The sequence below is a fragment of the Chryseobacterium viscerum genome (assembly GCF_002899945.2).
Taxonomy (GTDB): Bacteria; Bacteroidota; Bacteroidia; order Flavobacteriales; family Weeksellaceae; genus Chryseobacterium; species Chryseobacterium viscerum.
In genome coordinates this window covers 278,428-290,921 of the sequence record NZ_PPEG02000008.1, presented here as the reverse complement: position 1 = coordinate 290,921, position 12,494 = coordinate 278,428, and the positions used below count along the sequence as shown (strand labels likewise).

The following is a 12,494-nucleotide window of genomic DNA, read 5'->3' as shown; positions in this document are numbered from 1 at the left end:
CAATTTCATAATTTTAAATTTTACTACTTCGAACCGAAAATTAATTTCTTATTAATTTTCGGTTTTTTAATTATAAACTATTATAGAAGAAGGTTTTAAAGATTAAACAAATAGCTGTCATGCTAGATTTTTAATTCTTTAAACCATCCAATATTTTAATCAAATATGACAACATGAATCCAGAGATTAAACTAAGACAAGCGGAAATTGAAGAAAGAAACAGTATTTGGGAAATTATCCAGCAATCCATAGAAAGAAGAAGACAGGATGGAAGTACCCAATGGCAGAACGGATATCCTAATCTTGGAACAGTAGAGAGTGATATTGCCAAAGGATTCGCATATGTGATGACAGTAGATGGGGAAATTGCGGTATATGCAGCTTTGATCCTGAATGATGAGCCGGCTTACAGCACCATTGAAGGAGCATGGCTGAGTGACGGTGAATTTGTGGTAGTGCACAGAGTAGCTGTTGATGAAAAATTTGCAGGACAAGGGATGGTAAAAAAACTTTTTGATCAGATTGAAGAATTTACCAAGTCCCATGGAATTCAGAGCATTAAAGTAGATACCAATCATGACAATCTTGCTATGTTGAAAATCCTTGAAGGCAGAGGCTATTCCTATTGTGGAGAGGTTCTTTTAAAAGACGGAATGAGAAAGGCCTTTGAGAAGATTATAATTTAAGCAAAAAGTTAAATCATCTTTCATTGAATTTTTAAACCGGGGTGTATTTATAAACTCTATCAAGTTTGTTCGTTTGGTTCTGAACTAATTTTTACTTTTGTTAAAAATTTTTATATTATGCACCAAAGTATAGAAATTGATGAAAAAATTTTTCAGGATGCCGTAAAGTTCTATGGCACCGTGTTTAGCTTACCCCCTTTAGCATCGAAAATTTATTCCTACCTTCTTTTTGACTATGAGAAAGTAGGAATTACTTTTGACGAATTTGTTGAAGTGCTCTCTGCGAGCAAAAGCTCTGTTTCTACAAGTATTTCATTACTATTAAATGCACAGCTTATTGTAGACCACAATAAAATGGATGAGCGGAAACGATATTTTTTCATCAATGATGAATACAAGAAAATACGATTCGAAAAAATTGTACAAAAGATGCAGGACGAATTAAAACTATTAGATGATTTAAACAATTTTAAAAAAAGTAAAGACGATGGATACAATGAAAGAATAGAAGTTTACAAAGCACTCTTAAATAAAAACATAGAAAATATTCAGGAATCTCTTAATAAACTATAAAATGAATAATAAGCTAGTTATACTTTCCATTGCAGCGCTTTCACTGACTGCCTGCAAAAAAGAAGCTCCCAAACAAGATGGTGCCAAGCCGTACCCTGTTGTTTCTGTGGAGTCAAAAAATATAGTGGGTTATCAGACGTTTCCGGCTACCATCCAAGGTAGAGTAAACAATGATGTACGTGCAAAAATACAGGGTTACATTACCCAGGTATTGGTAGATGAAGGACAATATGTTACAAAGGGGCAGCCATTGTTCCGTCTGGAAACTAATATTCTGAACGAAAATGCCGCGGCTTCCAAAGCAGGAATTGGCGCTGCTGAATCCAGTATTGCAGCGGCTCAGGCTTCTGTAAATGCTGCCCAGGTTGAAGTGAACAAACTAAAACCTCTGGTTCAGAAGAATATCATCAGCAACGTACAGTTACAGACAGCCCAGGCTCAGCTGGCTCAGGCCCAAGCTCAGTTACAACAGGCCAATGCTGCTAAAAGGCAGGCAGAAGCCAATTATAAAGGAGTGGAAGCAAATATCGAATACTCAATTATTCGTGCTCCTATTTCAGGGGTAATCGGAAGACTTCCGTTAAAAGTAGGAAGTTTGGTAGGACCGTCTGATCAGACCCCTCTGACAACTATTTCTGATACTTCTGAGATCTTTGCCTACTTTGCAATGAATGAAAAAGAGTATTTTGATTTCCTTGAAAAAGCTCCCGGATCTTCTATGCCTGAGAAAATCAAAAACCTACCCATGGTTGAGCTGCAGCTAGCAAACGGAAGCCTTTATCCTGAAAAAGGAAAAATTGAAGCCATTACCGGCCAGATTGATCCTACAACAGGGACCATTCAGTTCAGAGTTGTGTTCTCCAATGCTCAAAAATTATTAAGCAATGGTAATAGTGGAACCATCAGATTCCCTCAGCGTTATGATAATGTTCTTGTCGTTCCTGAAAGTGCTACGTACGAACAACAAGGTATTGTGTACGTATATAAAGTAGAAAAAGGAGATACTGCGAGAAACGTTGTGGTAAATGTTATTGACAGAATCGACAATTTGGCTCTTATAAAATCAGGAGTTAATAAAGGGGAAACAGTTATTGCAGCAGGTATCGGAGGTTTGAAACCAGGAACAGCTGTGAAGCCAAAACCAATCAAAATGGATAGTCTTGTTCAATCAATAAAACCGAAATTCTAATGATAAAAAACTTTATTAACAGACCGGTTTTATCTACCGTAATCTCAATCTTGATTGTGATTCTCGGTGTGCTAGGGCTGATCTCGTTACCGGTTACACAGTATCCGGACATTGCACCGCCCACGGTAAGTGTTTCTGCAAACTATACAGGAGCCAATGCGGAAACGGTGATGAAGAGTGTGGTAGTACCTTTGGAAGAGCAGATCAACGGGGTGGAAGGAATGGATTATATCACTTCCTCTGCGGGAAATGATGGATCTGCCCAGATCCAGGTTTTCTTTAAACAAGGAATAGACCCGGATATTGCAGCGGTAAACGTACAAAACCGTGTGGCCAGAGCGACACCTTTGCTGCCGTCCGAAGTGACGCGTTCAGGGGTTGTAACTCAAAAGCAGCAGACAAGTGCCCTGATGTATATGTCTTTCTATTCTGAAAATAAAGATCTTGATGACGTATACCTTCAGAACTTTTTGAATATCAATATTATTCCAAACCTTAAAAGAGTAAATGGTGTAGGGGATGCCAACGTTTTCGGAGGTAAAAACTACTCCATGAGAATCTGGCTGGATCCTGCAAAAATGGCTGCCTACAGCGTAACTCCTACGGATGTTACCAATGCAATCAATGAGCAGAGTAGAGAAGCTGCGGCGGGTTCTATTGGTCAGAACAGTGGAAGTTCTTTTGAATATATCATCAAGTATGTAGGTAAATTCAACGATAAAGAACAGTACGATAATATCATCATCAAATCTCTTGCAAACGGACAAAATCTGATGCTGAAAGACGTTGCTAAAGTAGAACTGGCAGGACAGTCTTATACAGGAATCGGGGAGAACGGAAACAATCCTTCCATCAGTATGGGGATCTTCCAGACACCAGGTTCCAACGCACAGGAGATTATTAAAAATATAAAAACGTATCTGAAATCTGCAGAAAGCACTTTCCCTAAAGGCGTTAAATATACTTTTAACTTTGATACCAATGAATTCCTGGAAGCTTCTATTGAAAAGGTAGTACATACCCTGATCGAAGCCTTCATCCTTGTATTTATTGTAGTGTATATTTTCCTTCAGGACTTCAGATCTACCCTGATTCCAGCCATTGCGGTTCCGGTATCTATTGTTGGGGCATTCTTCTTCCTGAATCTTTTCGGATATTCATTGAACCTATTGACCTTGTTTGCATTGGTACTTGCCATCGGTATTGTGGTGGATGACGCGATTGTCGTCGTCGAGGCCGTTCATGCGAAGATGGAGCACGGTATTTCTGATGCTAAAAAGGCAACCGTAGAAGCGATGGACGAGATTACAGGGGCTATTATCTCTATTACTTTGGTAATGGCAGCCGTATTTATCCCTGTAACGTTTATTACAGGTCCTACAGGGGTATTCTACCAACAGTTTGGGATTACGCTGATCATAGCCATCATCATTTCTGCTATCAACGCATTAACGCTGAGTCCGGTTTTATGTTCATTATTCCTGAAACCTCACGCAGAGCATCATACAGAGTACAAAAACCTAAATCTGCTGCAGAAGTTTTTCTATAAGTTTAATATTGCTTTTAAAACAACAACTGAGCGTTACGGAAGAGGATTTGTATTCCTGCTAAGACATAAATGGGTAACCCTGGTTATCTTCGCTATTACCGGAGGAATCTTATTCTGGGCAAGCAGCAGTATGAAGAAAGGGTTTGTACCTACAGAAGACAGAGGGATTATCTTTACAGATGTTCAGCTTCCTCCGGGAGCTTCTATGGAAAGAACTTACAACGCTTTGAAAACACTTCAGGCCAAAGCAATGAAGGTTCCTGGAGTACAGAATGTAACAATTTCTACTGGTAGAGGATTTTTATCCGGAAACGGAAGTAACAACGGTCTAGCCTTTGTTAAACTAAAACCTTTCGAGGAAAGAAAAAAAGATGGTCAGACTTCTGAAGATATCACCAAAAAACTATTTGGAATTGTAGGAGCCGTTCCTGATGCGAAAGTAGTATTCTTCCAACCGCCAAGTGTACCAGGATTTGGTAACAGTGCAGGTTTTGAGATGGTATTGCTGGACAAATCAGGTGGAGAATATGCGGACCTTGATAATAAAACCAATGAATTCATCGGCAAGCTGATGGAGAGACCGGAAATTCAATTTGCACAAACTTCATTCAATACAAAATATCCTCAGTATCAGATGGAAATTAATGTTCCACTGAGCAAACAGCTTGGGGTTTCTGTAAATGATATTCTGTCTACCATGCAGGGGTATATTGGAGGTATTTATACGGCCGACTTTACCAAGTATGGGAAACAGTTCAGAGTAATGGTTCAGGCACTTCCTGAAAACAGAAAGAACATCGAAAATCTGAATGAGATCTATGTAAAAACCGGTTCCGGTGTCATGTCTCCGATTTCACAGTTTGTAACATTGAAAAAAGCATATGGACCACAGTCTGTAAGCCGTTATAACCTGTTTACTTCAGTAAAGGTAACCGGAGCAAACTCTGATGGATATAGTTCCGGGGATGCCATTACTGCTGTACAGCAGGTGGCCAATGAAACCCTGAATCAAAACTATGCCGTAGAATTTACCGGGTTGACGAGAGAAGAATTAAACTCAGGATCTCAGACGCTTCTTATTTTCGGGCTAAGTTTGATCTTCGTTTACTTTATCCTTTCTGCACAGTATGAAAGCTATATTCTTCCACTGATCGTTGTTATTTCTCTTCCTCTTGGGGTAATGGGAGCGTACTTCGGACAGAAGATTATGGGCTTGGAAAATAATATTTATTTCCAGATTGCCCTGATCATGCTTGTAGGACTACTGGCGAAAAATGCGATCCTTATTGTCGAATTTGCTGTTCAGAGAAGGCATCATGGTGAAACGATTGTAATGTCAGCCATTAATGCAGCAAAAGCCAGGGTGAGACCGATTCTAATGACATCGTTTGCCTTTATCTTCGGTTTACTGCCGCTAGTTCTGGCAAGTGGAATTGGTGCAGTAGGGAACAGATCTATTGCGACGGGTGCGGCAATCGGACTATTGATAGGAACTATTTTGGGATTATTTGTTATTCCGGTTCTGTATGTCATCTTTGAAACATTACAGGAAAAGATTAAACCTATCAAAAAAGAAGAGATCAATTTAGCAGAATAAAATTAAGATTTAAGAAATTAGAAGTTAGAAATTAGAGATGAGTCTAAAAACTAACTTCTAGTTTCTAAACTCTAACTTCTAATTAAAAATAATGAAGAGTTTATTAAACATCATAAAAGGAATCACTTTTTCAGTTTTCATACTCGGAGCCGTATCATCATGTATGGCAAGAAAAGAGTATGAAAGACCGAAAAACGTTGTAGACGAAAAGCTTTTCCGTACGGATATGCTTCCTTCTGACAGTGCCAGTATCGCAGATATTTCATGGAAAGAAATATTCACAGATCCAATATTGCAGGGGCATATTTCTAAAGCACTGGCAAACAACCTTGATATCAGAATCGCTTTAGAAAGCATTAATTCTGCAGAAGCCTATCTTAAACAAAGCAAAGCTGCTTATCAGCCGACACTTTCTATCGGACCCAACTATACTTTTCAAACGCAGTCAATCAATACTCAGTTTGGACAGATCATTGGGGAAAGACGTTATGTGAACCAGTTTGACATTACAGGAACTATCGGATGGGAAGCAGATATCTGGGGAAAATTAAAAGCACAGGAGAAAGCCCAGCTAGCAACTTATTTAGGAACTGTTGCCGCTCATAAAGCAGTAAAAAGCAGCCTGGTATCTTCCATCGCTTCTGCTTATTATCAATTGCTGACTTTTGATGCCCAGAAGAAAATTATTACAGAAACGATTGCTGTACGCGAGAAAAACCTAGAGACTACCAAAGCTCTGAAAATTTCAGGAACCGTAACAGAAGTAGCAGTACAGCAGAGCGAGGCTCTTGTCTTCAATGCCAAATCATTACTGATTGATATTGATACACAGATCCAGCAGCTTGAAAATACCATGAGTCTTTTGATGGGAGAACCTTCTCACTCTATTGAAAGATCTACCCTGGAAGGGCAAAATATTCCGATCGATTTGAAATTGGGTTACCCGGCTCAGCTTTTGGCTAACCGTCCAGATGTGATGAGAGCAGAATATAACTTAATGAATACTTTCGAATTGACGAATGCTGCCAAAGCTCAATTTTATCCTACTTTAAAATTGACAGGAAGTGGAGGACTTCAGTCTGTGGATATTGATCACTTATTCAGTGTAAACTCATTGTTCGCGAATGTAGTAGCAGGGCTGGCACAGCCGATTTTAAATAAAAGACAGATCAAGACCAACTATGATGTAAGTCTTGCAAATCAGGAAACGGCTTATTTAAACTTCAGAAAAACAGTGCTTACTGCTGGAAAAGAAGTTTCAGATGCGATCAGAGTATTTTCTGTACAGGATTCATTTATTGAATTAAAACAAAAAGAATTGAATGCCTACAAAAAATCTGTTGACTATTCCCAGGAATTGGTGAACTATGGTATGGCAAACTACCTTGAAGTATTGAATGCAAGTGTGAATTCATTGAACGCGGAACTTAATATTTCCAATGCACGATATAGTAAAATGAAAGCAGCTGTAGAGCTTTATCAGGCTTTAGGCGGAGGCTGGAAATAACACTATTTTTGTTAGATAATGAAAACGTATGTCAGAAACGGCATACGTTTTTTTATTTTCCAGATAGATAAAACTAAGTCAATGCGGACTTAAAAACACCGATCAGAAAGTTCAATTCAATTTTAAATATGTATGTTAAAATTCTTTAAAAAGTAAAATCTGTTTGTATATATGTATTCAACTACGTAGTTTTGTACTTTAAAATACAAACACTATGAAATTGGAGATACAAACCATAGGAAATTCATATTCAGAGCAGGCGATTGACTTGATTTTGACTATTCAGCAGAAGGAGTTTAATATTCCGATTACGATACAGGATCAGCCTGATCTTTTGCAGATAGAAAGTTTCTATACGGAGGCCGGAGGTAACTTCTGGGGAGCGTTTGTGGACGGAGAACTGGTGGGTTCTATTGCATTGGTCAAGTTTGATGAAAGGGCAGGAGCGATCAGAAAAATGTTTGTTAAAAAAGAATTCAGAGGAAAAGAACTGAATATTGCTCAGGAATTATTAGAAGTATTAATTTCTTTTTGCAAAGAAAATGGAATTGATGACTTGTATTTAGGAACCATAAATGTATTGAAAGCAGCTCAGCGTTTCTATGAACGGAATCAGTTTGTGAAGATTGAAAAAGGAAATCTTCCTGTGAAATTCCCTTTAATGAGTGCCGACGATATTTTTTACCATTTACATATTGACTAAACATGAATGTGATCAACGAAGCAGGAATTCTTGCGATATCCACCAGACTGCACCGCCTCAGTGAGCAATTGAGGAAAGACGGAGCCTTAATCTATAAAGCATTCGGAATTGATTTTGAACTGAAATGGTTTCCAGTCATTTTTACCATTTATAAAAAAGAAATAGCCAGCGTTGTCGAAATAGCCAATGAGATAGGATACACCCATCCCTCCACCATAACCCTGCTCAAAGAACTCGAAAAACTGGAGTTGATACAGTGGGAAAAAGATAAGCAGGACGAGCGAAAGAGATTGTTTAAGCTGACTGAAAAAGGTCAGGAACTCATCGATAAAATGAAACCCGTGTGGGACCTGATGTCACAGATTCTGGGAGATATTACCGATAATACAAACAATCTGCTGAGGGCCATTGATGAAGCGGAAGAGAAAATAGCCAGCCAGTCTTTTTATCAGAGAGCACTGCAGGTAAAAAATTCGAAATAAAATAAATTATTTATTATATTGAAAAGAGCTGTACTGATAGGGTATAGCTCTTTTTATTCTATAACTATATCAAGTAATTCTCTGAAAGAATTTATGCTTTTTAAATATTGTTTGTCCTCCTCCGTGAGTTCATTGGTGCCAAGTGCAATATCCTCCGATGCTTTTCCATCCTGACGTTTAAGAGCCAATTCAATGGATTCAATTTGGGGTTTCTTATTAAGTCCCAGTATTCTCAAATCTATTCGTTGTCCTTCTTTGATTTCACCTTTTATAATTTCTCCTGTTAAGAAAAATTGTCTTCCTGTAATTTGAAAAGTATTGTTGAGTTTAAATTGAGCAACTACTAGATGATGCCAGTTATAGCCACAATATCTGCATTGTTTGGCATAAGGAGTACGGGCTAGTTTATCACATTTCGGACAGTTGTTGAAAAATACTTTCTCAGGAGTTTCATTCATGATGCGCCTTGCCGTATTTTGTTCAAAGTCTTCATACCCGTTTTTTAATAGGTTTGCCGTTTCAGTATCAGATTGTATCCAGCCTCTTTCTATCATCATATTTCTCAACTTGGGATTATCAGAACTTTTGGAAGTATACATATGATAATTTAATGCTAACGTTTCATGATCATTCATTAATTTACTAAAATACCTGATGATATAATCTACTGTTTCTTTATCCATATCTAACTGAAAAAGGGTAATGATTCTTAGTTTTTTGTCGTGTCTAATTTATCATTTATTTATCATAGAATTCGATTTTTATACTGACAAACCGTTGTCACTCATTTTTTTTAAATTTACATGATTAGAACGTTTAAAAACACAATACTATGGGAACATCTTCAGAAAGATCAACAATATATGTCAATACAAAAGCAGAATGGAGAGAATGGTTAGAAAATAATCATCATGTGGAACAATCTATATGGCTTGTATGCAATACCAAAAAATCTAATTTACCTGTTGTTTATTGGACAGAGCTAGTGGATGAAGCACTTTGTTTTGGCTGGATTGACAGTACGAGGAAAACAATTGATGAAGGTTCTTTTATGCAGTTATTCAGCAGGCGGAAACCCAAGAGTACATGGTCAAAGATCAACAAAGAGAAAGTTGAAAGACTGATTGAAAATAAACTGATGACTCAGGCAGGGCTTGAAACGATCAGGATTGCAAAAGAAAATGGTTCCTGGACTATTTTAGATTCTGTGGAAGAATTAATAATTCCGGAAGATCTGAATGAAACATTTAAACTTCATGAAGGTTCAGAAGCATACTTTTTAAGCTTGAGCAAATCAATAAAAAAAATGATGCTGCAATGGATTGTACTTGCCAAAAGACCCGAAACCAGGAAAAATCGCATTGATGAAATAGCAATACAGGCAGCTCAGAATAAGAAACCTAAAAACTTTTAAACTTCAGGCCTGTGACCAATATAAAAATAGGCTGTCCCATTTTTGGGACAGCCTATTCAATTGATTCATTATTGAAATGATATTATCTTAGAATCTTAAAGTCGCTGCAACAGACCAGGTTCTTCCAAAACCAAGAAATCCTGTATTACCATCAGCAATACCCTGATACACTCTGCCTGCATCCTGATACGTTTTTCCGGCATCCGGACCATTGGCAATTTTATCCCCTGCGAAGATATTAGAGCTTAACTCAGAAACATAATATTTGTTGAATAAGTTGTACACATTAGCTCTCAATGTTAAAGATTTTTTCGCATCAATCGTGAACTTGTAAGAAGCTCCCACATCAAATAAATGATAGCTTGGCAATTTTACAATTCCTTTCTCTCTAGCTGCTTCAGTAAGGAAGTTGATCGGGTTGAACTGTGCATATAATTTGTCATAATATTCCCAGTTGGCATCAATACTGAAAGCTTTCGTAATATTATAATCAGCCCCGATGCTAGCGGTTGTTTGAGCAGCATCTCCAACCTTCAGGTCTTTGATATTGATCATTCCCGTTGCTCCGGATACTTCCTGATTGCTTTGAACATCAAGGATGTTGAAGTTGGCATTTCCTTTATATTTCCAGTTACCCAAAGATAACATTCCTCTAAGCTTTAGGTTGGTAAAAGGCCTTGCTTTTGCTTCCAATTCAATCCCCTGGTGTACTTGTCCAACATTCAGAGCATTGTAGAAATAAGCATTTCCAAGGTTCAGTTGAGGGAACTTTGCAATATCTGCGGAAGTAGCATTGAATGTTCTTGAAATAAATCTGTCATCCCACTGCGTTCTGTACGCATTGATATTCACATCTATATAACGAGATTTGAACCCATATCCCAACTCTACAGAGAAGATTCTTTCATTCTTTGCATCGTTGTAAATATTCTGATTTGACGGGAACAAAGCATTAAATAACGGCTGTCTGGAAATAACTCCAGTATTGAAAAATACGTTATGATGGTCATCTATATTATAGTTGGCACCACCTTTTACAATATAACCCGTTTTGTGATACCATTTTGTTTCCTGATTTCCAGGAGTGTACAGCATGTAATCTCTTCTCTTATAGTACTGTTCGGAAAGAGATCCCTGAACAGATGCACTTAGTTTTTCAGAGCTGTATTCAACCATTCCATAGATCCCAGCCCATTTTACCAAACCTTCGTTGTGTATAGATACTTTCTGAGCATCTTTAAGTTTCGTAAGAGGTTCCGGTTTTACGGTTTGGTTAATATAATATCCTTTTGGAGCATTCGCTGTATTAGGAACAAATACTGCATCAGATCCTAACATATCCGTCACAATATCATACAGTGCTCCTTTATAAGTTTTAAGATCGATACCTCCGTTAAAGGTCCAGTTATTTTTTTTGTAATTAAGGTCTGCAATTACACCGTACCAGTCATGAGCATTAATACTTTGCTTTCTCACAATACCATTGGTTCCGTTAAGAGTCGCTACATATTGTCCGTTGTAATCTCCTGGAGAACCTGCAGGCGCAGTAAAGGTCGATTTCTGGAAGGTATTTCCATTATAATCTGTTACCATACCCCCTCTGTTATAACGGTAAATCATATCCCAGTTGATGGTACCATCTCCACCAGCACCATAATTCATGAAATTCATGGTTTGTCCGCTGCCGTTTTTAATAGAACCATTAAGTCCGGTACCACCGCCACCACGTCCCCATGAACCATAAAGAACTGTAGATAACTTCAGGTTATCATTCATAGTCCAGTCCCAGTTCAAGGATGCAATAGGCTTATGATAGAAGTTAGGAGCCAGGTTGAATTGAGAACCGTTCAACATTCCTGTTTGTGGATTGTATCTTCTTCCATAGGTGTCAAATTGCTGTAGAGTAGCCACATTTGCTCCGGTTGCTGAAGATCTTCTGGTGTCGTGTACCTGAGGCGCTCCGGTTGCAATTAAATTGAACGCATGCTTTTCATTAGGCTTAAATCCTGTTGAGAAAAACCATGAATAACCTTCTCCTTTTGTTCCGTTGATGTAGCCATCACCCTGCCAGCGGGAAAGTAATACCGTGGTTCCCCATTTGTTCTTTAATCCGGAAGAGTACATTGCTGATATTCTGGAGTAGTTGCCGTTTCCAACTTCTCCCTTAATCATTGCTTTTTGCTCAGAATCGGTAGCTTTGGTTACAATATTGATGGTTCCTCCTACAGAAGGAACTACAAATTTAGAAGCACCCAAACCTCTCTGGATCTGAATATTGCTCGCAATATCTGCCAATCCCGTCCAGTTGGACCAGTATACGGTACCTCCCTGCATGTCGTTAACCGGCTGTCCGTTGATAATAACCGCAATGTTGGCACCATCAAATCCTCTCATGTTGATTCTGCTGTCTCCAAATCCTCCACCTACTTTGGTAACGTATACGGATGGGGTAGACTTCATAATCTCAGGAAATTCTCTATTTCCTAACTTCTCCTGAATTTCTGCTGCCTTAATGTTGGAAACTGCAACAGGAGTTTTTCTCTCTTTGGCTGTTTGGGAAAGGTTTCTACCTACCAACATAACCTCATCAATAGATTTTGATTTTTCTAATGAATCCTTTGTACTCTGCCCATAATATATGGCGGCCGTAGGTAATACAAGCGCTATAAAAAGTCGCTTTTTAAAAGTAATGCTCATGAAATAAACTAGCGTGTTTGATTTTAAGGCTGCAAAGATGAAAATTTATTTTTGAATTAAGTATTAAATCTTTAATAGGTGATTTCATACTATATAT

At 38.1% G+C, this 12,494-nt stretch carries 10 protein-coding genes; 8 read left to right on the top strand and 2 right to left on the bottom strand.

Annotated elements, in window-relative coordinates:
* Positions 1-173: 173 nt before the first annotated feature.
* The 7 genes from C1634_RS19410 (at position 174) to C1634_RS19380 (ending at position 8,286) form a co-directional block, all read left to right on the top strand.
* Positions 174-686, top strand: a complete 513-nt coding sequence (locus C1634_RS19410; protein ID WP_103233440.1) for a GNAT family N-acetyltransferase — start codon at positions 174-176, stop codon at positions 684-686.
* Positions 687-803: 117 nt separating this feature from the next.
* Positions 804-1,259 carry a transcriptional regulator gene (locus C1634_RS19405; protein WP_065394571.1) on the top strand — a complete coding sequence of 152 codons (456 nt, stop codon included), beginning with the start codon at positions 804-806 and terminating at the stop codon, positions 1,257-1,259.
* Position 1,260: 1 nt separating this feature from the next.
* The gene (locus C1634_RS19400; protein ID WP_103233438.1) at positions 1,261-2,448 is read left to right on the top strand and encodes an efflux RND transporter periplasmic adaptor subunit; all 1,188 of its coding nucleotides are present in this window, start codon (positions 1,261-1,263) and stop codon (positions 2,446-2,448) included.
* On the top strand, positions 2,448-5,594 hold the full coding sequence (locus C1634_RS19395) for an efflux RND transporter permease subunit (RefSeq protein WP_103233437.1): 3,147 nt from the start codon (positions 2,448-2,450) through the stop codon (positions 5,592-5,594). The genes C1634_RS19400 and C1634_RS19395 overlap by 1 nt, the downstream gene beginning before the upstream one ends.
* Before the next feature lie 91 nt (positions 5,595-5,685).
* Positions 5,686-7,101, top strand: coding sequence for an efflux transporter outer membrane subunit (locus C1634_RS19390; RefSeq protein WP_103233436.1), 1,416 nt, complete (start codon positions 5,686-5,688; stop codon positions 7,099-7,101).
* 214 nt (positions 7,102-7,315) lie between these two features.
* A complete protein-coding gene (locus C1634_RS19385) occupies positions 7,316-7,804 on the top strand; it encodes a GNAT family N-acetyltransferase (RefSeq protein ID WP_103233435.1) in 489 nt (162 codons plus the stop codon).
* Between the two features lie 2 nt (positions 7,805-7,806).
* Positions 7,807-8,286 (top strand): MarR family winged helix-turn-helix transcriptional regulator, encoded by a 480-nt coding sequence (locus C1634_RS19380; RefSeq protein WP_103233434.1) that lies wholly within the window; start codon positions 7,807-7,809, stop codon positions 8,284-8,286.
* Positions 8,287-8,339: 53 nt separating this feature from the next.
* On the opposite strand, the gene C1634_RS26250 is transcribed toward C1634_RS19380, so the two are convergent.
* Positions 8,340-8,969 (bottom strand): hypothetical protein, encoded by a 630-nt coding sequence (locus C1634_RS26250; RefSeq protein ID WP_185145149.1) that lies wholly within the window; start codon positions 8,967-8,969, stop codon positions 8,340-8,342.
* 149 nt (positions 8,970-9,118) lie between these two features.
* Between C1634_RS26250 and C1634_RS19370 the strand changes: the two genes are divergently transcribed.
* On the top strand, positions 9,119-9,700 hold the full coding sequence (locus C1634_RS19370) for a YdeI/OmpD-associated family protein (RefSeq protein ID WP_103233433.1): 582 nt from the start codon (positions 9,119-9,121) through the stop codon (positions 9,698-9,700).
* 87 nt (positions 9,701-9,787) lie between these two features.
* Here C1634_RS19370 and C1634_RS19365 read toward each other — a convergent pair whose 3' ends face one another.
* On the bottom strand, positions 9,788-12,397 hold the full coding sequence (locus tag C1634_RS19365; RefSeq protein WP_109738983.1) for a TonB-dependent receptor: 2,610 nt from the start codon (positions 12,395-12,397) through the stop codon (positions 9,788-9,790).
* Positions 12,398-12,494: the final 97 nt, after the last annotated feature.

Excerpts from the sequence above, each read along its gene's own strand:
- C1634_RS19400 (WP_103233438.1), top strand. The coding sequence starts at position 1,261 with ATGAATAATAAGCTAGTTATACTTTCCATTGCAGCGCTTTCACTGACT.
- C1634_RS19390 (WP_103233436.1), top strand. The coding sequence starts at position 5,686 with ATGAAGAGTTTATTAAACATCATAAAAGGAATCACTTTTTCAGTTTTC.
- C1634_RS26250 (WP_185145149.1), bottom strand. The coding sequence starts at position 8,969 with ATGGATAAAGAAACAGTAGATTATATCATCAGGTATTTTAGTAAATTA.
- C1634_RS19405 (WP_065394571.1), top strand. The coding sequence starts at position 804 with ATGCACCAAAGTATAGAAATTGATGAAAAAATTTTTCAGGATGCCGTA.
- C1634_RS19385 (WP_103233435.1), top strand. The coding sequence starts at position 7,316 with ATGAAATTGGAGATACAAACCATAGGAAATTCATATTCAGAGCAGGCG.
- C1634_RS19380 (WP_103233434.1), top strand. The coding sequence starts at position 7,807 with ATGAATGTGATCAACGAAGCAGGAATTCTTGCGATATCCACCAGACTG.
- C1634_RS19370 (WP_103233433.1), top strand. The coding sequence starts at position 9,119 with ATGGGAACATCTTCAGAAAGATCAACAATATATGTCAATACAAAAGCA.
- C1634_RS19395 (WP_103233437.1), top strand. The coding sequence starts at position 2,448 with ATGATAAAAAACTTTATTAACAGACCGGTTTTATCTACCGTAATCTCA.
- C1634_RS19410 (WP_103233440.1), top strand. The coding sequence starts at position 174 with ATGAATCCAGAGATTAAACTAAGACAAGCGGAAATTGAAGAAAGAAAC.
- C1634_RS19365 (WP_109738983.1), bottom strand. The coding sequence starts at position 12,397 with ATGAGCATTACTTTTAAAAAGCGACTTTTTATAGCGCTTGTATTACCT.